The organism is Corallococcus aberystwythensis (assembly GCF_003612165.1).
In the GTDB taxonomy this organism is placed as follows: Bacteria; Myxococcota; Myxococcia; order Myxococcales; family Myxococcaceae; genus Corallococcus; species Corallococcus aberystwythensis.
Genome location: NZ_RAWK01000021.1, coordinates 1 through 24266 on the forward strand (window position 1 = coordinate 1; position 24266 = coordinate 24266).

20 protein-coding genes are annotated in these 24266 nt (G+C 69.9%); 5 read left to right on the plus strand and 15 right to left on the minus strand.

Annotated elements, in window-relative coordinates:
• The 12 genes from dnaB to D7W81_RS05405 form a co-directional block, all read right to left on the minus strand.
• Positions 1–1249: replicative DNA helicase (gene dnaB, locus D7W81_RS05350; protein ID WP_120554230.1), on the minus strand; the 1249-nt coding region annotated here is incomplete at its 3' end.
• A 158-nt stretch (positions 1250–1407) separates the two neighbouring features.
• Positions 1408–2178: a LytR/AlgR family response regulator transcription factor gene (locus D7W81_RS05355; protein WP_120554231.1), complete on the minus strand. Its 771-nt coding sequence runs from the start codon at positions 2176–2178 to the stop codon at positions 1408–1410.
• Positions 2175–3293, minus strand: a complete 1119-nt coding sequence (locus D7W81_RS05360) for a sensor histidine kinase (protein ID WP_120554232.1) — start codon at positions 3291–3293, stop codon at positions 2175–2177. The genes D7W81_RS05355 and D7W81_RS05360 overlap by 4 nt, the downstream gene beginning before the upstream one ends.
• Positions 3290–4447, minus strand: coding sequence for an acyltransferase family protein (locus tag D7W81_RS05365; protein WP_120554233.1), 1158 nt, complete (start codon positions 4445–4447; stop codon positions 3290–3292). The genes D7W81_RS05360 and D7W81_RS05365 overlap by 4 nt, the downstream gene beginning before the upstream one ends.
• Positions 4448–4654: 207 nt before the next feature.
• Complete coding sequence (rplI, locus tag D7W81_RS05370; RefSeq protein ID WP_120554234.1) at positions 4655–5098, minus strand: 50S ribosomal protein L9; 444 nt, start codon at positions 5096–5098, stop codon at positions 4655–4657.
• A 30-nt stretch (positions 5099–5128) separates the two neighbouring features.
• Positions 5129–5536 carry a 30S ribosomal protein S18 gene (gene rpsR, locus D7W81_RS05375; protein ID WP_120524744.1) on the minus strand — a complete coding sequence of 136 codons (408 nt, stop codon included), beginning with the start codon at positions 5534–5536 and terminating at the stop codon, positions 5129–5131.
• A 50-nt stretch (positions 5537–5586) separates the two neighbouring features.
• Complete coding sequence (gene rpsF, locus D7W81_RS05380) at positions 5587–6066, minus strand: 30S ribosomal protein S6 (protein WP_120554235.1); 480 nt, start codon at positions 6064–6066, stop codon at positions 5587–5589.
• A 270-nt stretch (positions 6067–6336) separates the two neighbouring features.
• On the minus strand, positions 6337–6912 hold the full coding sequence (gene pth / locus D7W81_RS05385) for an aminoacyl-tRNA hydrolase (RefSeq protein ID WP_120554236.1): 576 nt from the start codon (positions 6910–6912) through the stop codon (positions 6337–6339).
• Between the two features lie 114 nt (positions 6913–7026).
• A complete protein-coding gene (locus tag D7W81_RS05390; RefSeq protein ID WP_120554237.1) occupies positions 7027–7728 on the minus strand; it encodes a 50S ribosomal protein L25/general stress protein Ctc in 702 nt (233 codons plus the stop codon).
• 191 nt (positions 7729–7919) lie between these two features.
• Entirely contained in the window at positions 7920–8873 is a 954-nt protein-coding gene (locus tag D7W81_RS05395) for a ribose-phosphate pyrophosphokinase (protein ID WP_120554238.1), read from the minus strand.
• 42 nt (positions 8874–8915) lie between these two features.
• Positions 8916–9215: a septation regulator SpoVG gene (gene spoVG, locus D7W81_RS05400; RefSeq protein WP_120554239.1), complete on the minus strand. Its 300-nt coding sequence runs from the start codon at positions 9213–9215 to the stop codon at positions 8916–8918.
• Positions 9216–9331: 116 nt separating this feature from the next.
• A complete protein-coding gene (locus D7W81_RS05405; protein ID WP_120554240.1) occupies positions 9332–9703 on the minus strand; it encodes a DUF5658 family protein in 372 nt (123 codons plus the stop codon).
• A 196-nt stretch (positions 9704–9899) separates the two neighbouring features.
• Between D7W81_RS05405 and D7W81_RS05410 the strand changes: the two genes are divergently transcribed.
• The 4 genes from D7W81_RS05410 to aqpZ all read left to right on the plus strand — a co-directional run bounded on the left by D7W81_RS05410 (position 9900) and on the right by aqpZ (position 12868).
• Positions 9900–10499, plus strand: coding sequence for a thymidine kinase (locus D7W81_RS05410; RefSeq protein WP_120554241.1), 600 nt, complete (start codon positions 9900–9902; stop codon positions 10497–10499).
• Positions 10500–10511: 12 nt separating this feature from the next.
• Positions 10512–11327 (plus strand): uracil phosphoribosyltransferase, encoded by an 816-nt coding sequence (locus tag D7W81_RS05415; RefSeq protein WP_120554242.1) that lies wholly within the window; start codon positions 10512–10514, stop codon positions 11325–11327.
• 12 nt (positions 11328–11339) lie between these two features.
• Positions 11340–11873: a hypoxanthine phosphoribosyltransferase gene (gene hpt / locus D7W81_RS05420; protein WP_120554243.1), complete on the plus strand. Its 534-nt coding sequence runs from the start codon at positions 11340–11342 to the stop codon at positions 11871–11873.
• A gap of 167 nt (positions 11874–12040) precedes the next feature.
• Positions 12041–12868: an aquaporin Z gene (gene aqpZ / locus D7W81_RS05425; RefSeq protein WP_120554244.1), complete on the plus strand. Its 828-nt coding sequence runs from the start codon at positions 12041–12043 to the stop codon at positions 12866–12868.
• A gap of 69 nt (positions 12869–12937) precedes the next feature.
• On the opposite strand, the gene D7W81_RS05430 is transcribed toward aqpZ, so the two are convergent.
• The 3 genes from D7W81_RS05430 to D7W81_RS05440 all read right to left on the minus strand — a co-directional run bounded on the left by D7W81_RS05430 (position 12938) and on the right by D7W81_RS05440 (position 17699).
• Complete coding sequence (locus D7W81_RS05430) at positions 12938–13948, minus strand: ribonucleotide-diphosphate reductase subunit beta (protein ID WP_120554245.1); 1011 nt, start codon at positions 13946–13948, stop codon at positions 12938–12940.
• Between the two features lie 65 nt (positions 13949–14013).
• Positions 14014–16485 carry a ribonucleoside-diphosphate reductase subunit alpha gene (locus D7W81_RS05435; RefSeq protein WP_120554246.1) on the minus strand — a complete coding sequence of 824 codons (2472 nt, stop codon included), beginning with the start codon at positions 16483–16485 and terminating at the stop codon, positions 14014–14016.
• 428 nt (positions 16486–16913) lie between these two features.
• Positions 16914–17699 (minus strand): IF-2 protein, encoded by a 786-nt coding sequence (locus tag D7W81_RS05440; protein WP_120554247.1) that lies wholly within the window; start codon positions 17697–17699, stop codon positions 16914–16916.
• A 128-nt stretch (positions 17700–17827) separates the two neighbouring features.
• Here D7W81_RS05440 and D7W81_RS05445 point away from each other — a divergent pair, with 128 nt between their 5' ends.
• A complete protein-coding gene (locus tag D7W81_RS05445; RefSeq protein ID WP_120554248.1) occupies positions 17828–24256 on the plus strand; it encodes a methyltransferase domain-containing protein in 6429 nt (2142 codons plus the stop codon).
• Positions 24257–24266: the final 10 nt, after the last annotated feature.

The following is a 24266-nucleotide window of genomic DNA, read 5'->3' on the forward strand; positions in this document are numbered from 1 at the left end:
CACCACCCCAACCGCCACCTCCTTCGCCGCCGTCCTCCTCCGTCTCGCGGTGGATGAACATCACCACGTCGGCGTCCTGCTCGATGGAGCCGGACTCACGCAGGTCCGACAGCATGGGCTTGCCACCCTTGCGCTCCTCCACCTTACGGCTGAGCTGGCTGAGCGCGATGATGGGCACCTCCAGCTCCTTGGCCAGCTGCTTGAGCGCGCGGGAGATTTCGGCCACTTCCAACTGGCGGCTCTCCACCTTGCCCTTCTGGTGCATCAGCTGGAGGTAGTCGATGACGAGCAGCGACAGGCGGGGGTCCTTCTGCTTCACGCGCCGCGCCTTCGCGCGCAGGTCGAACGGGGACAGGCCACCCGAGTCGTCGATGTAGATGGGCGCGTTGTAGAGGGCGCCCGCCATCTCCTGGAACTTCTCCTCGTCGTGCGGGGAGAGCCGGCCGCCGCGCAGCTTCTTCATGTCCACGCGCGCCGTGGACGCGAGCAGACGCATGAGCAGCTGATCCGCGGGCATTTCCAGGCTGAAGATGCCGACCGCCTTGTTCTCCTTGAGCGCCGCGTGCACCGCGATGTTCATGGCGAAGGACGTCTTGCCCACGCCGGGACGCGCCGCGAGGATGATCAGCTCACCGGCGTGCAGGCCGGTCAGCTGATTGTCCAGGTCGATGTAGCCCGTGGACAGACCGGTCACGCCGGTGTTCGCGGTCTTCATCTTGTCCAGCAGGTCGAGCGTCTGCTCCATCAGCTCGCTGACCGGCCGCAGGTCGCCTTCGCGCTTCTTCTCCGCGAGGAGGAAGACCTTGCGCTCGGCCTCGTCGAGCAGGACGTCCAGTTCGCCCGTCTCCTGGCTGGCGAGCTCCTGGATCTCCCGGCCCACGCCGGCCAGGCGCCGGCGCAGCGCCTGGTCCTTGACGATGTGGGCATACTGCACGGCGTTGGCCGCCAGCGGGACGACCTGGTCCAGGCCCATCAGGTACGCGGGACCGCCCACCGCGACCAGCTGGCCGAGGATCTTCAGCTCCTCCGCGAGCGTCAGGTGGTCCACCTGCTTGCTCTGCTGATCCAGCCGCATCATCGCGGCGAAGATCTGCGCGTGCGAAGGGCTGGCGAAGTCGTCCGCGTGGACGACCTCCGCCACGGGCGTGATGAGCCCGTTGTCCGCCAGCACGGCGCCCAGCACCGCACGCTCCGCGGCGAGATCCTCGTGGACCCGCCGACCTTCCCTACCGTCCAGGACGTTCTGCATGGCTGCTTGGAACCTCTACAGGCAGCGTCTGACACGTTCCAGCGAACGTCCAGTTTCCAGGCAACAGACCTGTAGCACCCGGTAGGCCCGGGAGGGATGCCGCGACCCGCCGTGGCACCTCCGCCCGGCCCCCGGGTGAACCCACCCGGCGCGTCGGCCTATTCGGCGGCGCCCCACTGCTGGAGGAAGGCCTCCCGGTGGGTGCGACTGAGGATCACCGTGGAGCCGTCCTTCAGCACCAGGATGCCGTCCCCGTGCGTCCACGGCTCCAGGCGGGCCACGGCCTCCAGGTTCACCAGGTCACTTCGGTGCACGCGCACGAAGCGGGTGGGGTCCAGGCGCTCCTCCAGGGCCCGCATCGTCTGGCGGACCAGGTGCTCACCCTGGGCGGTGTACAGCCGCACGTACTTGTCCTCCGAGGACAGGCGCCACACGGTGTCCAGGCGCAACGGGACCCAGCCCTCGCCCACCTTCACCACCAGCCGCTCCAGGGGGCGCTCCGGGCGGGCCCGGGCCACCGTGGCGAGCAGGGCGTCCAGCGCGCCAGCGCCGTGCGTGCCCGCGCTGAGCAGCGCATGGGCCTTGTCGAGCGCCCGGGTGAAGCGGACCGCGTCATAGGGCTTGAGGAGGTAGTCCGCCGCGTGGGCCTCGAAGGCCTGGAGCGCGAAGCGTTCGTAGGCGGTGGAGAAGATGACCGCGGGGCAGGCGTCCGGCCCGAGCGCCTCCAGGACCTCGAAGCCGGTGAGGCCGGGCATCTGTACGTCGAGCACCACCAGGTCCGGCCGCAGCGCCTCGATGCGCGCGAGCGCCTCCGTCCCGTCCGGGGCCTCGCCCACGCAGCTGAAGCGCGTGTCGGCTTCCAGCAGGCGCTTCACCTTCGCGCGCGCGGGCGCCTCGTCGTCCACCACCAGCACGCGGAACACCGTCATGATCCGGCCTCCCTTCGCGGCAGCCACGCCGTGACCCTCGCGCCGCCCTCCGGCCCCGCGCCGCGCTCCAGGCGGGCCCGGTCGCCGTGCAGCAGCGTGAGCACGCGTCCCAGCTGCGTCAGTCCCACGCCAGGGCCCGAGGCGGGGGAGGGCGCTCCGAAGCCGCGCCCGGTGTCCTCCACCTCCAGCGCCCAGCGGTCCGCTTCGGCGCGAGCGCGGATGCGCACCTCCAGCGTCCCCACCCGGTCCTGGTTGTGCTTCACCGCGTTCTCCACCAGCGTCTGTAGCGCGAAGCACGGCACGCGCTGGGACTCCAGCCCCGGCGCCACGTCCCAGCGCACCTCCAGCCGGTCGCCGAAGCGCGCCGCGAGCAGCGCGACGAAACGTTCGGTGTGCCCTCGCTCCTCGGCCAGCGTCCAGGTGGGCTCGGTGCGCTCCAGGCTCGCGCGGAGCAGCTGGCCCAGGTCACTCAGGAGCCGGTCCGTGCGCGGCAGGTCCTCGTACATCACCGACCCGATGGTGTGCAGCGCGTTGAAGAGGAAGTGCGGGTGCAGCTGGCCCGTGAGCGACTGGAGCTGCGCGGCCCGCAGCTCGCCCTCCAGCTCCGCCGAGCGCAGCGCCCGGGCCTGCCGCTCCCGCCACTCGTACAGGAGCGCGATGACCGCGCAGCTCAAGCCATAGGAGATGAGGTCCTTCTGCGCCTCCATCGGCAGCGCGTACACGGGAGGCCCCAGGTCGTAGTCCCCCAGCTCCAGGACCGCGTAGACCGCGTGACGCAGCCCCGCCATCCCCGCGACGTGCAGCGAGGTGAAGAGGAGGAACGCCGCCGCGTGGATGCCCAGGAAGCGCGGCCAGCCCACCCGGGGCGACGGCGCGTTGAGCACCGCCGTCATCAGGAGGGGCAGCAGCAGTCCGACTGTCACCGCGCTCGTCAGCTCCCAGATGAACGCCGGGGCCCACGGCCCGGGGTGCGGCCGCATGAGCTGCGTCAGCCGCACCGCGCTGCCCTGCCACAGGCCCAGCGCCACGCAGAACGCCAGGACCTTCAGCGCCGGGCGCACCCGCAGCCGGGGCCAGCGCCAACGCGTGGAGGGAGCTTCGTCCCAGGCGCTCAACCCACCGCCTCCGGCGTCAGGACGGCTGGACGCGCGGCCCGGGGCTTCATGCCGAAGAGCGGCCGCAGCCACGACACGCGGGATACGCCCTCGCACAGCGCCAGCGTGACGGCGAAGGACGCGGTGAGCACCACGAGCAGCATCGCCCACGGCCCCACCGGCAGGCGCAGGCACAGGTAGCCCACGCAGACGATGACCGTCTGGTGGAAGATGTAGAACGGATACGACAGCGCCTGCGCGCGCGGAAGCCACGCCGGGGACACGCGGACGTGCCTCCGCGCGTAGCCCAGCGCCACCAGCAGCCCGCTCCAGATGAGGACGGTGCCCCCCACGATGGCGGGCACCACCGGCATCACCGGCCACGGCCACACCATCTCCACCACGAGCGCCACCAGGAAGAGGGCGAGCAGCCCGTGGCGCAGCGCCACCAGCCGGCCCCACACGCCCGGGCAGCGGCCCAGGAGGTGGCCGTACAGGAAGAGCAGGCCGTAGACGAGGAAGGTGCGCGGATCATCGAACAGCGCGTGCGTCTCCGGGTGGTCGCGCAGGAGCACCCGCGTGAGCACCAGCGGCACCGCGAGCCACAGCACGTTCACCCCGCGCGACAGCCACGCGTCCGTCCACGCGAGGACCCTTCCACCGCGCTCCGTGCGCAGCGCCGCGAACAGGGGCAGGGCCAGGAGGCAGTAGATGAACAGGTAGGCCACGAACCACAGATGGTGCCAGCTGAAGCTGCCAGCGGGGTAGGGCACGAAGTCCAACACCGTCGGGTAGAACGCGGCGTAGCTCCCGTGGAACTGCCCCCGGAACAGCCGCTCCACGTAGATTTGCGGCGGCACCACCACGAACATGCCGAACACCAGCGGCAACAACAGCCGCTTCGTCCGGTCCTTCGTGAACGCTCCCAGCGTGCGCCGCCGGAGCGCGAACGCGGTGCCCGCGCCGGAGATGACCATCAGCAGCGGCATCCGCACCAGGTGCAGCACGGACATCACGGGCTCCAGCACCGGCAGCGCCTGGGGGCTTTTGACGTGCCACTCCCAGGTGTTGAACATCATCCCGGTGTGGAACAGGTGCAGCACCACGATGGCCAGCACCCGGAGCCAGTCCAGGTCGGGGTGATGCATGGCGGTGGGGCGGGCGGGAGCGTTCATGCGGTGGGACCTCCAGGCGGTGTCCGCCGCTGATGTACCCACGCCTCCGCCACGGCCTCCACGCGGATGCCGTGGAACGGACCGCCGGCGGCGCGAACCGGACGCCCCGGCCCCAGCCCAGGGCCCTGGAGACGCGAAAAGGGCCGCCCGGTTGCCCGGACGACCCTTCCCTGTGAAGCCATGGAGCGCTTCAGGTGATGCGGTGGACTACTCGGCCACCACGTCGACCTTGATCTTCGCCGTCACCTCGCGGTGCAGGCGCAGCTCCACGTCGTAGCTGCCCAGCGACTTGATGGGCTCGGCCAGGTGCAGCTGGCGGCGATCCACCTGCTGGCCCTGGGCCGCGAGCGCCTCGGCGATGTCCAGCACCGTCACGGAGCCGAACAGCTTGTCCTGCTCGCCCACCTTGCGCTTGATGGTGACCTTGACGTTGCCCAGCTTCTTGGCCTGCTCGTCGGCGGCGCCCTTCAGCTTGGCGCTGCGAGCGGTCTGCACGGACTTCTCGTGCTCCAGCTGGCGCATGTTCTGTGCGCTCGCCAGGACCGCCTTCTTGCGCGGCAGAAGGAAGTTGCGGCCGAAGCCGTCCTTCACCGTGACGAGCTCGCCGGACTTGCCGAGGTTGTCGATGTCCTCACGCAGAATGACCTTCATGTTCCTGTCTCCTGTGTTGCGGACCGGCGACTAGCCGACCACCGCGTTGTAGGGGAGGAGCGCGATGCCGCGGGCGCGCTTGATGGCGACCGCCACCTCACGCTGGTGCTTCGCGCAGTTGCCGGAGATGCGGCGGGGGATGATCTTGCCGCGCTCGGTGACGAAGTACTTCAGCGTCGCCTGGTCCTTGAAGTCCACCGACGCGTTCTTCTCCGCGCAGAACCGGCAGACCTTCTTGCGGCCGAAGCCACGACCACCGCGCTTGTCGTCGTCGCCGCCCATGCCGCCGCGGTCGCCACGATCACCACCACGGTCGCGGTCACCGCCGCGATCACCGCCACGGTCGCCACCGCGCGAACCGCCGCCGTAGCCGCCACCGCCACCACCGGGGCCGCGGGAAGCGCCCGCGCCCTGCTTGCTATCCATGCCGTTGCTCATGAACGTTCTCGTTTCCTGGAAGGTTGGGGGAAGGTCCCGTCAGAAGAGGCTTACGCCTCCTCCGCGGACTCCTCTTCCGAATCGACAGCCGCGAACTCCGGCGCCTCGCTCCGGAAGCCGCCACCCTCGCGCTCGGCGGGAGCGCCCGGACGGGTCTCCTCGACGTCGCCGGCCAGCTTGAGGTCCTCGAGCACCGGACGCGACTCGGGGTCCACCTCGTCCGCGATCTTCACGGAGATGTAGCGGGTGACCTCGTCGAGGTTGCGCAGGTTGCGCTCGATCTCCGCCACCAGCTTGCCGTCACCCAGGAAGCTCGTGTGGACGTAGATGGCGCGCGGCTGCTTGGCCACGGGGAACAGCGTCTTCTTCTTCCCCCACACCGTGAAGCGGAGGACCTTGCCGCCCTCGCGCGAAACGATGCCGCGGACGCGCTCCTTGAGCTTGTCCACGTTGTCGTCGGTGAGGTCCGGCTTGACCAGGAAGATGGTCTCGTACTCACGAAGCCGCTTGGCGGCCTGCGTCTCTGCCATGTTTCTCTCCCCTTGGGGTCGAGTGCCCCCCGGACCATCCGGGGAGCGGGGAAACGGCCGGTGACCCTCGAAGGCCACCACCGGGAACGGGAAATCCTCTCGCGCGCCCGTCACCATCGCGCCTTGGCCCGTGCGTCAACACGGGAAGCTTTGAAAGAACATCCCCTTGAAGCGTGGGTCACACTTCGGGGGAAGGGGCTTCTAGGAGGACCCCTCCTGGAAAGTCAAGCGCGGCCAGGGGAAGAGGGGGCAGGCGGCCGGCCCGCCGCTTCAAGCCCGGCGGTTGTGGCGGTTCATCGCCGTGGCCAGTCCGTCACGCACCCAGCTCTCCGCCATGTCCGCCGCCTTGGCGATGAGCTCCTCCAGCGCGCGGCGCTCGCCGTCATCGAAGTTGGACAGGACGTAGCCCGCCACGCGCTCCTTGGCGTTGGGCCCCTCCGGCTTGCCAATGCCCACCCGCACGCGGATGAAGGCGTCCTCGCCCAGGCACTGCACCATGCTCTTGAGGCCGTTGTGCCCACCCGCGCCGCCGCCCGCCTTGAGCTGCAGCCGCCCGAAGGGCAGGTCCAGCTCGTCGTGCACCACGAGCACGTCCTGCACGGCGACCTTGTAGAAACGCGCGGCCTCCGCCACCGAGCGGCCCGACAGGTTCATGTACGTCTGCGGCTCCACGAAGAGGATGCGCTCGCCGCCCAGGCTCCCCTGGCCCACCCGCGCCTGGAACTTGTCCTGGGTGAGCTCCGCGCGGGCGCGCGCGAGCAGCGCGTCCACCACCATGAAGCCGACGTTGTGGCGGTGCCGCTCGTATTCGCGCCCGGGGTTGCCCAGCCCGCAGATGAGCTTCATGGAAGGCTCCGGAGGAGGGGCGGGGCCCTGAAGGCTCCGCGCCCGGAAAAAGACAGCGGGGCAGGCCCTGGAAGAGGCCCGCCCCGCGAAAAGACACCGAACGGCGGAAGAGGACTACTTCTTCGCCGGGGCCTTGGCCGCGGCCGCCGCCGGGGCCTTGGCCGCCGCCGCGGGGGCCTTCGCGTCGCCCGCCTTCGCGGCCGCCGGAGCCGCCGCGGCAGCAGCAGCCGCCGCCGCCGGGGCCGCTTCCGCCGCTTCCGGCGCGGCGAGGACGGCGATGGTGTAGTTGACGTGCGTCTTCACGGACACGCCCTCGGGGAGCTTCACGTCGTTCACGTGGATGGCTTCCGCGATGTTCAGGTTGGAGACGTCCACTTCAATCTGGAGCGGGATGGCGCCGGGGAGCGCCCAGACCTCCAGGTTGCGGCGGATCTGCGTGAGCAGGCCGCCCTCCGCCACGCCCGGGGCCTTGCCGGTGAGCACGACGGGCAGGTTCACCTTCACCTGGTCGTTGTCACGCACGGCGATGAAGTCCGCGTGCAGGATGTCCCGGGTGAGCGGGTCCATCTGGTAGTCCTTCAGCAGGACCTGCTGCTCATTGCCGGCCAGCTTCAGCTGGATGAGCGTGTTCAGCTTGTGCGGGGTGTTGATGGCCGTGCGGATGGCCTTCGGGTTCACGGAGATGTGCAGCGGCGCCTTCAGGTGCTTGCCGTAGACGACGGCGGGAACCTGGCCGGCCGCGCGCAGGCGGCGGGCAACGCCCTTGCCGGAACCATCACGGGCCTGCGCTTCGAGGGTGCTCTTGTCGGTGGCCATGGAAATCGCTCTTTTCAGTGGGGGACTGCGGTGTTCACCGGTCCATCGGGCGCCCTCGGCATCCCACCCCCATGGTGGGCCCCGAAGACGGCGCCCGGGCCGTGAGGCCCGTGGAACCGGTGCAGGGGGCCGGACATGCCAGCCCCCGGGGTCTTTCGTCAAGCCGCCCGGCCTCCAGGCGGCCCTTCCGCTCAGACGAACAGCGAGCTCAGTGAGTCCGCGCGGTGGATGCGCGCGATGGCCTCGCCGAAGAGGGCGTCCGTCTGGAGCGCGCGGATCTTCGGGCACGCCTTGGCATTGGGCGCGAGCGGCACCGTGTCCGTGAAGACGACCTCCTCCAGGACGGAGTCGGTGATGCGCTGGATGGCGGGGCCGGACAGGATGGGGTGCACCGCGTACGCGAGCACCCGGCGCGCGCCCTTGTCCTTCAGCGCGAGGGCCGCCTGCGCGAGCGTGCCCGCGGTGTCCACCATGTCGTCCACCAGGATGGCGTCCTTGCCCTTCACGTCGCCAATGAGGTTCATCACCTCCGACGCGTTGGGGCGCGGGCGGCGCTTGTCGATGATGGCCAGCCCGGTGTTCAGCCGCTTGGAGTAGGCGCGCGCGCGCTCCACGCCGCCGGCGTCCGGGCTGACGATGACCAGCTCGCTGGTCTCCGTGAAGCGCTTGCGGATGTCCTCCAGGAACACCGGCGAGCCGTAGAGGTGGTCCGAGGGCATGTTGAAGAAGCCCTGGATCTGCCCGGCGTGCATGTCCATGGACACCACCCGGTTGACCCCCGCGACCTCCAGCATGTCCGCCACCAGCTTCGCGGTGATGGGCGTGCGGGCCGCCACCTTCCGGTCCTGCCGCGCGTAGCCGTAGTACGGCATCACGGCGGTGATGGAGCCGGCGCTCGCCCGCTTGAGGGCGTCGCACATGATGAGCAGCTCCATCAGGTGGTGGTTTGTCGGCGGGCACGTGGACTGGACGATGAACACGTCCTGCCCACGCACGTTCTCGCCGATCTCGACGTGGATCTCCCCGTCGGAGAACGTGTCCACCGTCGCATTGCCCAGGGGACGCTGGAGGTACTCGCAGATGCGCTGCGCCAACGCCGGGTTGGAGTTCCCGGCGAACACCTTGAAGTCACGCGACGGCTGCATGGGGGCGCTGACTAACCCGTGCGCGCCCCGAAGGGAAGTTCGTTAGTCGAGTTCCACGGCCACGGGACCGAGCGTCCCGCTCTGCGCCTGGTGAAGGTGTTTCTCATACTCAATGAGGATGACGCGCTCCATCTGGCTGCGCGTGTCCGCGTTCAACGGATGGGCGATGTCCTTGTAGGTCCCGTCCTTCCGTTTTTTCGCGGGCATCGCGATGAAGAGCCCGGTGGAGCCGTGGATCACCTTCAAGTCGCGTACGACGAAGCAGTGATCCAAGGTGATGGTGACGTACGCCTTGAGTTTGTCCTCTTCGACCGGAAACACCCGGACGTCGGTGATGTTCATGGTCCCCCCCCGAACCTGGAAGATCGGAGCTATGGGGAAGCCTGGGACAGACCGGAGGTGAAAAGCAAGCACCCCCTACCCGTCACACCGGGGACCGTTCACTGCCCCGCCAGCCGCTATGCCCCGAAGGGCCAGTGACTCACCAGGTGGGTGAGGAAGGCCAGATGGTAGACCACGATGATGGCGTACACGATGGCGCCCGCGCGGATGGCGAAGCGGCTGGCCTTGAGCCGGCGGTGCAGGCACAGCAAGCACAGCCCCGCGTTCACGATGAGCAGCTTGGAGAACATGAACAGCAGCGGTGACTGCTCATACGCCACGCGCATCACCGGGTTGAGCTCCTCCGCCACTCCCAGCTGCAGGAAGAGCAGGGTGAACAGCCCGTCCAGCAGGTTCAGCATCAGCAGCGCCACCGACGCCGGTGACATGTAGAAAGAAGCCTGCTGCGCCCAACTCCCCGACTGCACCTCGTTCGCCGTCGCCGCCACGCCCCACCCCCAAGGTTCTCGTCCGTGCTACCTGGGGGCAGGGCTATTCAAATCCCTTGCCAGGGCTTTACCGGGCTTCCCGGAAGCAGCCGGGCAGGCGGCGCGGGTGGGGGGCCTGGCAGCCGGAAACGAAATTGACGGGAAGGGGTGGCCAGCGGAGATTGGCCGCGCTTCCGCCCTTCCCGACGAGTGTCCCTTGCATCAATTCCCCAAAGATATCGGGTGGATAGAAGTCATCTGCGGCTCGATGTTCTCCGGCAAGACGGAAGAGTTGATCCGTCGCGTCAAGCGCGCGCTGTACGGCCGGCAGAAGGTGCGGGTGTTCAAGCCGCGCATCGACACCCGCTATGACGACACGCAGGTGGTGAGCCATTCCCAGTTGAAATTGACGTCCCTGCCCATCGAAAGGGCTGAAGAAATTTTCCGGCACCTGTCCCCCGACACGCAGGTGGTGGGCATTGACGAGGTGCAGTTCTTTGGCGGTGAAGTGGTGCAGGTGTGCGAGGCGCTCGCCCAGCGGGGCCTGCGCGTCATCTGCGCGGGCCTGGACCAGGACTACCAGGGGCGCCCCTTTGAACCGATGCCGCAGCTGATGGCGGTGGCGGAGTACGTGACGAAGGAGCTGGCCATCTGCGCGGTGTGCGGGAACCCGGCCAACCGTTCACAGCGCATCATTGGCAGCGAGGAGCGCGTGGTGGTGGGCGCGGCGGGGGCCTACGAGCCGCGCTGCCGCAAGTGTCACGTGGCGGAACCCGCGGAGGCGAGCCCTCCGCAGACGCTGAAGCTGTTCGACTGAGAGCCCCATCCCATGCGCGACACCCTCTACGCGAACGTGCCCTTCCAGTTGAACGAGATGACCCACCACTATGGGTCCAACGTCCATCTGGTGGGAAATCCGTTTCTCCTCTCCCAGCTGGCCACACTGTGCGCCAAGGGGACGCTGCAGCCGCAGATCAACCGGCTGGTGGAGCAGCTGTACGCGGACCTGGTGAAGACGGTCATCAACGCGGAGTTCCCGCGCAAGATGGTGACCATCCCCACGCGGATGATCGACTCCACGCCCCTGGGCATCTACCAGGGGGAGGTGGTGGACCCGCACCTGCGCGTGGTGACGGTGAACATCGCGCGGGCGGGCACGCTGCCGTCGCAGGTGACGTACGACCTGCTCAACTTCTCCGTGGACCCGTCCCTGGTGCGCCAGGACCACATCATCATGAGCCGGATGATTGACGCGGCCCAGTCAGTGGTGGGCTCGGAGATTGGCGGCGCGAAGATTGGCGGGGACGTGGATGACGCGTTCGTGCTCTTCCCGGACCCCATGGGAGCCACGGGTGGCAGCCTGTCCACGGCCATCCACCTGTACAAGACGAAGGTGCCCGGGAAGGCCCGGCGCATCATCACGCTCAACCTCATCGTCACGCCGGAGTACCTGCGCCGGATGACGACGGAGCACCCGGACGTCATCATCTACGCGCTCCGGTTGGACCGTGGCCTGTCCCCTCCGGAGGTGTTCGGCACCGCGCCGGGCCTCCTGTGGGAGAAGGAGCGGGGGCTGGATGACCGGCAGTACATCGTCCCCGGCGGCGGCGGCTTCGGGGAGATCATGAACAACGCCTATGTGTAGAGGGAGCACCCGGTGACGTTCCACGAGAAGGATGTCGGCGTCCTCATCTCCGAGGAGGCCGTGCAGGCGCGCGTGAAGGAGCTGGGCGCGGCCATCACCCGCGACTACCAGGGCAAGGAGCTGACGCTCATCTGCGTGCTCAAGGGCTCCGCGTTCTTCGCCATCGACCTGGCGCGCGCCATCGACCTGCCGCTGACGCTCGAGTTCCTGGGCGTGTCCAGCTACCACGGCGGCACGGAGTCCACGGGCGAGGTGCGCATCACCACGGACGTGTCCAAGCCGATGGCGGGCAAGCACCTGCTCATCATCGAGGACATCATCGACACGGGGCTCACCATGAGCTTCCTCCTGGAGAACCTCCGGGCGCGCCACCCCGCGTCGGTGAAGATCTGCTCGCTCCTGGAGAAGCCCGCGCGGGCCAAGGCGAAGGTGGACATCGACTACAAGGGCTTCGTCATCGAGGACAAGTTCGTCGTCGGGTACGGCCTGGACTACGGCGAGAAGTACCGGAACCTGCCGTTCATCGGCGTCTGGAAGCACACCTGACGCTCACGGGCGCCTGAGGGCCCGGGTGTCCCACCCCGAGGGGTGGGAGTGTTGAGACTGCGAGGGCCCTGTCCACGCGCCGCAAGGCGGCCGTGTGCAAGGCCCTCGCGCGTTGTGGGGCGCACGCATGCACAGCCTCTCCTCTGGACATCCAAGGAGGCTTGAACATGCGAGACGGGAACATGCGGGCCCCCCCGCGGACGGCGGCCGCCGGCGGGAACGCGATGCAGAAGTACCTGGCGGAGGCCGTCGGCACGTTCGTGCTGGTGCTCGGTGGCGTTGGGGCGGCGGTGCTGGCGGGCGACCGCATCGGCTTCCTGGGCGTGTCATTCGCCTTCGGGCTGTCGCTGCTGGCCATGGTCTACACGGTGGGCCCCATCTCCGGCTGCCACGTGAACCCGGCCGTGACGGTGGGCCTGCTGATGGCGGGCAAGTTCGACAAGCGTCACCTGGCTGGCTACGTCGTCGCGCAGTGCGTGGGCGCCATCCTGGCGGCGGCCGTGGTGCTGATCATCGCGAAGGGGGCGCCGGGCGGGTACTCCGCGGCGGCGGAGGGGCTGGGCAGCAACGGCTATGGCTCCGCGTCGCCGGAGGGCTATGGCGGCGGGGCGGCCTTCATCGCGGAGGTGGTGCTCACCTTCCTGCTGGTGCTGACGGTGCTGGGGGCCACGGACTCGCGGGCGCCGGTGGGCTTCGCGGGCGTGGCCATTGGCCTGGTGCTGACGCTCATCCACCTGGTGGGCATCCCCATCACCAACACGTCGGTGAACCCGGCGCGCAGCCTGGGGCCGGCGCTCTTCGCGGGAGGCGTGGCCCTGGAGCAACTGTGGATGTTCGTCATCGCGCCGCTGTTGGGGGCGGCCTTCGCCTCCGCGGTGTACCGGCTGGTGAACCGGCCGGCGGTGCAGATCACCGCCGCGCGCGCGGAGCAGGCGACGGAGGAGGAGCGCCGTGCGCGCATCACGGGCGCGCGTGACGTGGAGCACCCCGTCTGACGCACGAAGGCCGTGCCTCGCTTGCTGTCGCGGGGCACGGCCTGGGTGTTGGAGGCAGGGGAGGGCGGACTAGAAGGCGGCGTCGAAGACGACGTCGTTCGCGGCGCCCACGCCCACGCCCACCTGGTAGGACGACACGCGGCGCTCGAAGAAGTTGGTGAGCTCCTGCACGTCCTGCAGGTCCATGAAGTGCAGCGGGTTCTTGGTGTGGAAGATGGGGGACATGCCCAGCATCTGGAGGCGCTGGTCGGCCACGTACTCCAGGTAGCCGCGCATCTCCTGCACCGACAGGCCCATCACGCCGCCGCTCAGGAGGTCCTGGGCGAATTGCGTCTCGCACTCCACCGCGTCGCGCATCATCTGCACGACGTCCTTCTCCAGGCTCGCGTCGAAGAGCTCCGGCTCTTCCTTGCGTGCCGTCTGGATGGCCTCGAAGGCGAAGGCCATGTGGGCGGACTCGTCGCGGAACACCCAGTTGGTGCCCGCGGCCAGGCCGTTCAGCAGCCCCTTGCTGCGCAGGAAGTACACGTAGGCGAAGGCCGCGAAGAAGAAGAGGCCTTCAATGCAGCCCGCGAAGCAGATGAGGTTGAGCAGGAACTGGCGGCGGTCCGACTTCGTGCGGACCTGATCCAGCGCCTGGATGCTGTCCATCCACTTCATGCAGAAGCGCGCCTTGCGCTGGATGGACGGGATGTTGTCCACCGCCGCGAAGGCCTTGGCGCGCTCCGCCGGGTCCGGCACGTAGCTGTCCAGCAGCGTCAGGTAGAACTGGACGTGCAGCGCCTCTTCGTAGAGCTGGCGCGACAGGTACATGCGCGCTTCGGGCGCGTTCAGGTGCTTGTAGAGGTTGAGCACCAGGTTGTTGCCGACGATGGAGTCGCCCGTGGCGAAGAAGGCCACCAGCCGGTGGATGAGGTGACGCTCCGCGTCCGTCATCTTCGAGCGCAGGTCCACCAGGTCCGTGGAGAAGTCGATCTCCTCCACCGTCCAGGTGTTCTTGATGGCGTTGCGGTACATCTCGAAGAAGACGGGATACGCCATGGGGCGCAGCGTCAGGTTCATTCCCGGATCGAGCAGCATTGCTTCGGTACTCCCTTACTCACGGACGACAGGGGACAGCAGGGGTACGGCGCCCACCCGGGTGACTACTGGCAGGCCTCGCACGCCTCGGGGTTCTCCAGCGAGCACGCCACCGCTTCAGCCTCCGCGGTGACGACCTGCGGCACCGGCGCGGGCGCGGCCGTAATCGTCGGGCCGCCCTGGCCCACGGTGGCCTTGGCGATGCGGGTCGCCGGGCGCGAGCGCATGTAATACGTGGTCTTCAGCCCCTTCTGCCACGCGTAGAAGTACATGGAGGACAGCTTCCCGATGTTGGGCGTCTCCACGAAGAGGTTGAGCGACTGGCTCTGGTCGATGAAGGCGCCGCGGTCCGCGCCCATGTCCAGCAGCGCGCGCATGGGGACCTCCCACGCGGTGCGGTAGATGGCGCGCAGCTCCTCCGGCAGCTCCGTGAGGTCCTGCACGCTGCCTTCGGCCAGCTTGATGCGGTTGCGCGTGGCCTCGTTCCAGAGCCCCAGCTGCTGCAGGTCGCGCACCAGGTAGCGGTTCACCTGGAGGAAGTCCCCGGACAGCGTCTCGCGCTTGAAGAGGTTGGACACCTGCGGCTCGATGCACTCGTAGCAGCCGGCGATGGACGCGATGGTGGCCGTGGGGGCGATGGCGATCATCAGCGAGTTGCGCAGGCCCACCTTCATGATGCGCGAGCGCAGCGCGTCCCAGCGCAGCGTGTCCTCCGGGACGATGCCCCAGCTGTCGAACTGGAGCTCGCCCTTGGCCGCGCGCGTCTCCGGGAAGGACGGGTGCGCGCCGAACTGCTCCGCCAGGTCGGAGGAGGTGACGAGCGCCGCGTAGTAGATCTCCTCGGAGATCTTCTTGGACAGGTTGCGCGCCTCCACGGAGTCGAAGGGCAGGCGCAGCTGGAAGAAGACGTCCTGGAGCCCCATCAGGCCCAGGCCCACCGGGCGCCAGCGGCGGTTGGAGTCCGCGGCGGTGGAGATGGGGTAGTAGTTGAGGTCGATGACGCGGTCCAACTGCTTGAGCGCGAGCATCGCGTTGGAGCGCAAGAGGTCGAAGTCGAACTTCCCGTCCTTCACCATGCGGCTCAGGTTGAGCGAGCCCAGGTTGCACACCGCCGTCTCACCCTGGCTCGTGACCTCCAGGATTTCGGTGCACAGGTTGGACAGGTGGATGACGTTGCCCGGCTGGCCCGTCTGGTTGCTCTTGCGGTTGCAGATGTCCTTGAAGGTCATCCAGCCGTTGCCCGTCTGGGCCAGCACCTTCATCATCCGGGCGTACAGGTCGCGCGCCTTCACCTTGCGCACGGCCTGGCCCTGCGCCTCGGCTTCCGCGTAGGCCTTCTCGAAGGCCTCGCCGAAGAGGTCGGTGAGGTGGGGCGTCGTCTTCGGGTCGAAGAGGCTCCACTCCTGGTCGGCCTCCACGCGGCGCATGAAGAGGTCCGGCACCCAGTTGGCCAGGTTGAGGTTGTGCGCGCGGCGGGCCTCGTCGCCGGTGTTGTCACGCAGCTCGAGGAAGTCCTCGATGTCCGCGTGCCACGTCTCCAGGTACACGCAGCACGCGCCCTTGCGCTTGCCGCCCTGGTTCACCGCCGCCACGGACGCGTCCAGCGTCTTGAGCCACGGGACGATGCCGTTGGAGTGGCCGTTGGTGGACTTGATCAGCGAGCCGCGCGCGCGCACGCGGTGGTACGCCACGCCGATGCCGCCGGAGAACTTCGACAGCATCGCGATGTCCGAGTACTTCTTGTAGATGGCGTCCAGCTCATCCGCCGGCGAGTCCAGGAGGAAGCAGCTGGAGAGCTGCTCGTGGCGCGTGCCGGAATTGAACAGGGTGGGGGAGCTGGGCAGGTACTCCAGCGAGCTGAACAGGCGGTAGAGCTCGATGGCCTCGCGCGCGTTGTCGCCGGACAGGGCGCACGCCACGCGCAGGAAGAAGTCCTGCGGCGTTTCAATCACTTCGCGCGTCTGCGGGTTCTTCAGGAGGTAGCGGTCGTAGACGGTGCGCAGGCCGAAGTACTCGAACAGGTCGTTGCGGACCGGGTCGATGGCGGCGTTGAGCTTGCGCGCGTTGGCCTGGACGAAGGTGAGCAGGCGGTCCGCGATGAGGCCGTGCTTGTGGCCGGCGGCGACGGACTGGCTGAAGGACTGGATGTCCTGGTTGCTGACCTCCTTCTGGATGAAGGTGGACAGCAGGCGCGCGGAGAGCCGGGCGTACTCGGGCTCCTCCACGATGAGCGCCGCGGCGGTCTGGATGGACAGGCTGTCCAGTTCGCGCGTGGTGGCGCCGTCGTACAGGCCGCTGATGGTCTTGGTGGCCACGCGCATCACGTCCACGCGCGACAGGCCCACGCAGGACTTGCCCACCGCGCGGACGATCTTGTTGAGGTCCACCGGCTCCGCCGTGCCGTTGCGCTTCTTCACCCGCATGGTGGTGGTGAAGTCGCCGGGGGCCGACGAGGCCTGCGTGGTGGGCGCCACGGTGGCGGAGTCGGGGGGCGGCGAGGCGACAGCGTTCGGCTTGAAGGGCGTTTGGACGGTCACGGGCGTCTCACTTCCGGGCAAGGCAATGGCGTAGCCAGCAGGGCGGACGGACCCTGTGGGTGACAGCTTCGGAGATGGCTGGGAGGGACTGCTTCCGATCAGGACCCGAGGGGCTGGCGACAGCGACCCGACATGTAGTTGGGTGTACGGCGGAAGTGGGTGTCTCGCAAGAAAACCACTGCCGCCTCCAAGGTCCCAGAACGCACCCCCCGTGATAGGGGGCGAGCAACCGGTCAACCCAAGCTATGGGGGGTCCTCCGGTGTGTCAACGCTAGATCCTGTGTAAACCTGCCCGAAAGGTGGGATCGATCATTGCAATCTATGATCATTCACCAACACTCTTTCGGGCGTCCTCCGCAGGACATTTACAGCGGCGCAAACGACCCTCCGACGCCGTCTTTTTCATGGGGTCGCCCAACCCCTCAAGATCAGGGCGCCGTGCCCGCGTCGGAGGTTGGGGCGGCGGACGGAGGCGTGGCGGACGTGTCACCGGCGGGTGACGGCGCGGGCTGGCGCGGGGCCGGTGCTACAGGGCTGTTGTCCGGGGCGCTCTCGGTGTGGACGGCGCGGCGCAGGGCCTCCTCCAGGTCGCGGGCGGTGGGGCCCACGGTGCTGAGCATCTGGTTGGCGGCGCGGGCGTGGCGGTTCTCCGTCTCCGCGGCGAGCTTGAGCTGGGCCAGGCCTTCGGACACGAGGCGGCGGGCGTCCTCCAGCTTCTGGCGCGCCTGGTAGAAGGCCACGTCGGTGAGCATGGACTGGAGGCTGCGGCGCTGCTCCTCCGTGATGCCGGAGAGCTTCTCCGCGCGGCGCAGGTAGTAGAGGCCGCGCTCCACCTTGGCGGGCTCGCCGGACGCGATGCGCGGGCGGGCCAGGGTCTCCAGGAGCGGGAAGAGGGCGCGGTCCAGGTCGTCCCGGTCGGTGAACTTCTGCTGCGTCAGCAGGGTGACGTCCTGGCCCTCCAGGGGGAGGGGCGCGTAGGCATCCGCGAGGCGCGCGTCGCCGGGGCGGTAGGCGGCGGCGCCGGTGGGCAGGGCCCGGCCCTTCATCACCACCAGCTCGCCGTTCTCCTGCACGACGGTGAAGGTGCGGGCGTTGAGCTGGCCCAGGAGGAAGACGACGCCGCCACCCAGGCCCAGGATGACGAGGAAGACGAGCAGCCGGGTGAAGGTGCGGCGGGCCCGGTAGCCGAATCCCTGCGGTGAATGGGTGGTCATGTCGCCTGCCCTCCGGTCGGACGGGCTTGGGCCCGTGGGTGTGTGGCCCTGAAATTGGGCCTTCTGGGACTCCAACGCTACAGTCTGCGCCCCGCCGGGAACATCATTTGCAACCCACCTTTCGTCGCATGGGGCCCAGCGAGCTGCTGCCCCGCTACATCTTCGCGGAGAGCCTGTTCGCCCGCCGCCGCGTGCTGGAGGTCGACGCCGTGGCCTCCACGGGCGGCGAGAGCGCGCGCTTTCTCGTCGAGCGGGGCGCTCGCACCGTGGTGGCGTGTGACGCGGACGTGGGGGCGGTGGAGGCGGCGCAGAAGGCCTACGCGCATCCGCAGCTTCGATTTCGCGCCAACGTCTATGACGACCTGGAGGCGGGCAGCTTCGACCTGGTGCTGGTGACGGACCTGGCGCCCTACGTGCGCGCGCCGGAGCTGCTGGCGGAGCTGGCGCGGCTGGTGGCCCGGCAGGGCTTCCTCGTGGGCGGCCTGCGCAACATCGCGGGGCTGGCGCTTCCGCAGCTGATGGACCCGGAAGAGACGGTGCCGCCCACGTACGGGCAGCTGTTGGACGCGCTGACGGCGCACTTCCCGCATGTGGAGGTGGCCACGCAGTCGCCGGTCCTGGGCTACCAGCTCGCGTTCGAGCGGGGCGAAGGGTTGCAGGTGGACGGCTCGCTCGTGCGGCACAGCGAGGCGGCGTACTTCGTGGTGATGGCGGGCCTGGAGCCGGCGCGCGTGGTGGACCCCACGTGGGTGCAGCTGCCGCCGGAGCCCCTGGCCTTCACGCGCGGCAAGCTGGACGAGGTCGCCGCCCGGGCGAAGACGTGGGAGGAGCGGGCGGGGCGGCTGAAGGAGGCGGTGTCCAAGCTGCGCGCGGAGATAGGTGACCGCGAGGCGGAGGTGGTCACGCTCAAGCCCGCGCTGGAGGGCGCGCGGCAGGACATGGCGCGGCTGACCGCGCAATTGGAGCAGGCGCGGGGCACCGTGGAGTCCGCGCGCGAGCGGGACGACCTGAGCAGCCGCTTGCGGCGCCGCGAGCTGGAGCTGCAGGTCGCGACGGAGCGGATCGCCGACGCGGACCGGCGGCTGACGGCACAGCGCCTGGAGGTGGAGGCGGCACAGCGCGCGCAGGCGGAAGCGGGCGTGCAGGTGCTGGCCGCGCAGGAGTCGCTGCGGCTGGAGCGGGCACGGCGCGAGGAGACGGCGGCGACGCTGGACGAGTCGCGCGAGCGGCTGACCCAGGCGTACACGGAGCTGCGCACGCTGCAGGACGAGCTGGGCTCGCTGCGCATCGACCGGGAGCGGGACCGGCTGGCGGCGGAGCGCGCGCAGGACGCCTCCGAGGACCGGCGACGTCAGGCGGAAGCGGCTCGCGAGCGGGAGCTGCGCATCGCGGAGCAGTACTCGACGGCGCTCGCGGCGGTGGAGCACCTGAAGGCGGAGCTTTCGCGCGCGCAGGAGTCCGCGCGGACGGCGGGCGACGCGGTGCCGGTGAAGGAGGCGGAGCTGGCGCGCTCCCGCCGCGAGCTCGCCGAGGCCCAGCAGCGGATGCACTCCGCCGAGGGGGCTCGCAAGGACGCGGAGGCGCGGCTTTCCGAGCGCGAGGTGCTGCTGCGCGGCCTGGAGACGGAGCTCACCGCGGCGCGCGAGGCGGAAGGCCGGCTGCGGCAGGAGCTGGAAGGGCGCGCGCAGTCGGAGTCCTCGGCGCGGGCGCTGGCGGCGCGGTTGGAGGAGGAGCTTCACGCGGCCGGGCTGCGCCTGGAGTCGCTGGAGGCGGAGCAGAAGCGGGTTGAATCCGCGCAGCATGTGGCGGGGCAGCGGCTGGTGGCGGCGGAGACGGAGCGTGTCCGGGTCGAGGCCGCGCTCGTGCAGGCCATCGATGCGGAGCGGGCCCAGGCGCAGGCTCGGCTGGAGGAGGCGCTGGCCCAGGCCCGCGCCGAAGCCGACGAGCGGGTGACGAACGCGCTGGCCGTCGCGCACTCCGACGCGGATTCGCGGCAGGAGCGCGCGCTGGCGGAGGCCCGCGAGCAGGAGGAGGCGCGGCTCGCTCAGGCACTGGAGGACGCACGGGCTCGTGCGGAGCACTCGCTGACGGAGGCCCGTGAGCAGGAGGAAGCTCGGCTCGCCCAGGTGCTGGAGGAGGCACGGGTTCGCGCCGAGCACGCGCTTTCGGAAGCCCGTGAGCAGGCCGCGGCCCGGCTCGCGCAGGCCTTGGAGGAAGCCCGGTCCGACGCGGATTCGCGTGTCGAACGTGCGTTGGCGGATGCGCGGGAAGCAGCGCAGGCGCTGGAGTCGAACCGGTCCGACACGGATGCCCGGGTCGAGCAGGCCTTGGCGGAGGCTCGGGAAGCGGCGCGGGCGTTGGATGCAGCCCGGGCGGATGCGGATGCCCGCGTCGAACGCGCAGCAGTGGAGGCTGCGCAGGCGTTGGAGGCAGTCCGCGCTGACTCGGATGCCCGCGTCGAGCGCGCATCGGTGGATGCTGCGCGGACGTTGGAGGCAGTCCGGGCCGACGCAGATGCGCGTGTCGAACGTGCGATGGCGGAGGCCGCGCAGGCTCAGACCCAGGCCCAAGCCGATGCGGACGCCCGTGTCGAACGCGCGTTGGCGGATGCGGCTCAGGCCCTGACTGAAGCCCGGGCCAATGCGGATGCGCTGCTGGCGAAGGCGTTGGCGGATGCGGCGGCCGAGCGGGATGCGGCCCTGGCGGAAGCGGAGAACCGGCGGGCGCAGGCTCTTGCCGAGGTCCGTGCCAGCGCCTCGGCTCAACGGAGCCGACACCTGGCGGACGTCGAGGCCCGTGCGGCGCAGGCGCTCGCGGAAGTGCGTGCCGAGGCGGAGGCCCAGCGGGTTCAGGCCCTCGAGGATGCCCGCGCCGAAGCCGAGGCCGAGCGGGTCCGGCAGTTGGAGGAAGCCGAACTCCGCGCGGCGCGGATGCTCGCCGAGGTTCGTGCCGAAGCCGACGCGGTCCTCGCCCGACGGTTGGAGGAAGCCGAAGCCCGCGCGGCCCGTGCACTCGCGGAAGCCCGCGCCGAGTCGAGCGGCCAGACGGATCAGGTGCTCTCCGATGTCCGCGCCGAGGCGGAGACCCGGCTCGCGGAGGCCCGTGCCGCGGTCGAACAGGCCCGTTCCGAGGCCCGGGACACCCTGGCCCGTGAGGTGTGGGAGCACGGCGTCCGGCTCGCCGAGTCGAACCAGGCCCGCGAGGCCGCCGAGGCGCGGAACACGGAGCTGGAGGCGGCGCTCCGCACGCTGCGGCAGGAGCTGACCGACTCGGAAGCCCTGGCGGCGCTCATCCAGGAGGACCTGTCGCGCGAGCAGAAGGCCCGGGGCTCGGTGCAGGCGGAGCTCGACACGGCACGCGAGTCGCTGATCACCGAGCAGGAGCGGGGGGCTCGCTGGGAGGCGTTGCTCGCCGACACCCAGGCGCAGTTGCTGTCGGAGCGCGAGCAGCAGGCCCGCGCGCAGGTGGCGCTCACGAACCTGCAGGAGTCGCTCGACGCGGAGCGGGCCCTGCGCGCCCGGTTGGAGGGCTCCGAGTCCTCTTGGAACGAGGCGCAGAGCGCGCTGGAAGCGGACCGGCTGCGGCTGGACTCCGCGCTGGGCGTGGCTCGTACCGTCCTGGAGGAGGAGCGCACGCAGCGGGCCCGGCTGGAGGCGTCGTTCGCCCAGCTCCAGAAGGACTCCGCGGCGGCAGTGGAAGAGGAGCGGGCCCGAGCGGAAGCCTCGCTGGCCTCGGCGCAGGAGCTCCGGACCCAGCTCGAAGCGGACCTTTCGGCGGCGCGCGCCGCGCGGCTGTCCACCGAGGCCGCGTTCGAGCACACGCGCCAGACCCTTTCCGAGGTACAGGCCGCCTTCACCGAAGCGCAGCGGACGAACGAAGCCGCCGTGCTGGAGTTGCGGCAGTCGCACGCGGCTGCCCTGGCGACAGCGTCGGAAGAGGCCCGCGCGTACGCTCGGGAGCTGGAAGAAGCCCGTGCCGCGCTGTCGGACACGAAGCAGTCGCAGTCCGCCCAGGACGCGACGGTGCGCGAGCTGCGCGCGGAGCTCACCGAGGCACGGCGGTCCGAGGTGGAGGCGCTGTCCTCGCTGGATGACGCGCGCACGAATGAGGCTGCGCTCCGTTCGGAGCTGGAGACCCTGCGCGCGGAGTCCACGGCCCAACAGGAGCGCTTGTCCGAAGCGGAGCAGGCGTTGGCCGCTGTCCAGTCCCGGCTGGAATCCGAGCGGCTCCAGTGGGAGTCCGAGACGCGCGAACTGCAGGCTCGCCGCACCGAACTCGAAGCGTCGCTGTCGGACACCGCATCCCGCTACACCGAGGAGGCCGCACGCCGCTCCGAGCTGGAGCAGACCCTGGCGGAGGCCGATTCCCGACAGGCCGCCGAGTCCTCGCGATTGGCTTCGCTGGAGCAGGCCCTCGCGGAGGCCAAGGCACGGCTTGCCACGGAGGCCGAACGCTTCGCCGCGCAGGAGCAGGCCCTGGCGGAAGCGGAGTCTCGGGGGGCCACGGAGACGGCGCGCCATGCTTCCCTGGCGCAGACGCTCGCGGAGGCCGAGGCGCGGTTTGCCTCCGAGTCCACGCGACGCTCCGAACTTGAAGCGGCGCTCGCGGAGGCGGAGTCCCGGCAGGCCGCTGAATCCGCTCGGCGTGCCGAACTGGAAGCTTCGATCGCGGAAGCCGAGTCCCGGCAGGCCGCGGAGTCGGCTCGCCGCTCCGAGCTGGAAGTGTCCATCGCCACGGCGGAGTCCGCGATGGCCGATGGATCCGCGCGCCGCTCCGAACTGGAAGCTTCGTTGAAGGAGGCGGAGTCCCGCCTCTCCACCCTCGAGCAGGCGCTGGCGGATGCGGAGAGGCGCGCCGCCTCCGAGACGTCACGCCGTGTCGGACTGGAAGCCTCGCTGACGGAGGTGGAGTTCCGGCTCGCCGCTGAAACAGCGAACCTCGGCGCGCTGGAGGATTCGCTCGCGCAGGCGGAGGCCCGGCTGGCGGAGGGCTCGCAGTCGCAGGATGCGGCCCGCGAATCCGAAGCCCGTGCGGCCCGTCTCACGGAGTCCCTGTCCGCCCGCGAGCAGGAGCTGCGCGAGGCCAGTGCCCTGCGGGTCTCCATGGAAGCGCAGCTGGAAGGCGCGCTCTCGCGGACCGAACGGCAGCAGCAGGACCTGGACGAGCTTCGCGCGCAGCTGGGGCTGAAGGAGCAGGAGCTGACGACCCTGCGCGCGGAGACGGCCCGGTTGGGCGCCGCGCACCAGGAACTGATGCGCCTGGGATCCGAGCTGCAACGGGCACACGCCGCGCTGCATGAGCGGAGTCAACAGGTCGGCCGGCTGGAAGCGGAGCTGGTGGACGCCAGCGACCGGCTCGCCGCGACGCGCGAACACGCGGAGGTGCTCGTGGTGCAGCTCGAGACCGCGCGCCGTTTCGCGGGCAAGGCCACGAACCTGGAGGCCTCGCTGGAGGGCCTGCGCGCCGAACTGGAAGCCGCGCGCGCGGACGCGGCCCGGCTCACGGAGACCGTCCAGACCGGCAACGAGCGCACCGCCACCCTGGAAGGGCAGCTCGCGGACCTCACCGCTCGCGCGGAGCAGGAGCGGGCCGAACTGGAAGCCCGCCTCACGAGCGCCGCCACCGAGAAGGCCGAACTGGAAGTGCGGCTCGCGGAGGCCACCGCCCAGGCGGGCACGGAGCGGTCGGAGCTGGAAGCCCGTCTCGCCGACCTCACCGAACAGGCCCGCGAGGAGAAGTCCTCCATCGAGGCACAGCTCTCGGACCTTACCTCCCGCGCCGCCGCGGAGCGGGCCGATCTGGAAGCCCGCATCGCGGACCTCGCCGCACAAGCGGACTCCTCCAATGCCGAGCGCGACGAGCGGCTCGCCGAAGCCCAGGCCCGCGCCGCGACGGAGCAGGCCGGGCTCGAAGCCCGGCTCACCCAATCCGCCGAACAGACCCGTGAGTCGCTCGCCGCCATGGAAGCCCGGCTCGCCGCCGCGCTGGAGGACGCGCGGACGGAACAGGCCGCATTGGAAGCCCGCGTCGCCGCCCTGACCCAGGCCGCCGCCGACGCGGAGGCCCAGGCCCGCCGCGCGGACGCCGAGCGCACCGCCATGGCCTCCGAACGCGAGCGCCTCCAATCGGACCTCACGGTCGCCCGGGCCGCCCGCGTCCGCCTGGAAGGCCGCGCCAACTCCCTGGAGACCGCCGCCGCGGATGCCGTGCGCATCCTGGATGCCGAGCGCGCCGAACGCGACCAGCTCGCCACCCGGATCCGCGAACAGCAGGCCCGCCTGGAAGCGCTGGAAACCGAACGCGAGACCCTGGTCCAGGCCCTGGAGGAAGCGAAGACCTCCGCCGTCCAGCCTCCAGAGGAAGTGCTGGAGATGGCCGCGGAGATGGAGGTCCTCCAGGCCCACGTCGAGACGATGCAGGATCAGCTCGCCGCCCGGGAGGCCGAACTGGCCGAGCTGCGCCGTGCCAGCGCCCCTGCCGCCCCTGGGGCCTCACGCCGGTCCATGCCTGCACTGGACGTTCCGGCTCCGTCCAAGAAGGTCGGCGAGCGCGAATAGCCGCCGGCGT

Coding starts and splice junctions, on each gene's coding strand:
- D7W81_RS05395 (WP_120554238.1), bottom strand. CDS start 8,873: ATGCAGCCGTCGCGTGACTTCAAGGTGTTCGCCGGGAACTCCAACCCG.
- D7W81_RS05440 (WP_120554247.1), bottom strand. CDS start 17,699: ATGACCACCCATTCACCGCAGGGATTCGGCTACCGGGCCCGCCGCACC.
- D7W81_RS05445 (WP_120554248.1), top strand. CDS start 17,828: ATGGGGCCCAGCGAGCTGCTGCCCCGCTACATCTTCGCGGAGAGCCTG.
- D7W81_RS05390 (WP_120554237.1), bottom strand. CDS start 7,728: ATGGCCACCGACAAGAGCACCCTCGAAGCGCAGGCCCGTGATGGTTCC.
- D7W81_RS05365 (WP_120554233.1), bottom strand. CDS start 4,447: ATGAACGCTCCCGCCCGCCCCACCGCCATGCATCACCCCGACCTGGAC.
- spoVG (WP_120554239.1), bottom strand. CDS start 9,215: ATGAACATCACCGACGTCCGGGTGTTTCCGGTCGAAGAGGACAAACTC.
- rplI (WP_120554234.1), bottom strand. CDS start 5,098: ATGAAGGTCATTCTGCGTGAGGACATCGACAACCTCGGCAAGTCCGGC.
- pth (WP_120554236.1), bottom strand. CDS start 6,912: ATGAAGCTCATCTGCGGGCTGGGCAACCCCGGGCGCGAATACGAGCGG.
- D7W81_RS05415 (WP_120554242.1), top strand. CDS start 10,512: ATGCGCGACACCCTCTACGCGAACGTGCCCTTCCAGTTGAACGAGATG.
- D7W81_RS05355 (WP_120554231.1), bottom strand. CDS start 2,178: ATGACGGTGTTCCGCGTGCTGGTGGTGGACGACGAGGCGCCCGCGCGC.
- rpsR (WP_120524744.1), bottom strand. CDS start 5,536: ATGAGCAACGGCATGGATAGCAAGCAGGGCGCGGGCGCTTCCCGCGGC.
- D7W81_RS05430 (WP_120554245.1), bottom strand. CDS start 13,948: ATGCTGCTCGATCCGGGAATGAACCTGACGCTGCGCCCCATGGCGTAT.
- aqpZ (WP_120554244.1), top strand. CDS start 12,041: ATGCGAGACGGGAACATGCGGGCCCCCCCGCGGACGGCGGCCGCCGGC.
- rpsF (WP_120554235.1), bottom strand. CDS start 6,066: ATGGCAGAGACGCAGGCCGCCAAGCGGCTTCGTGAGTACGAGACCATC.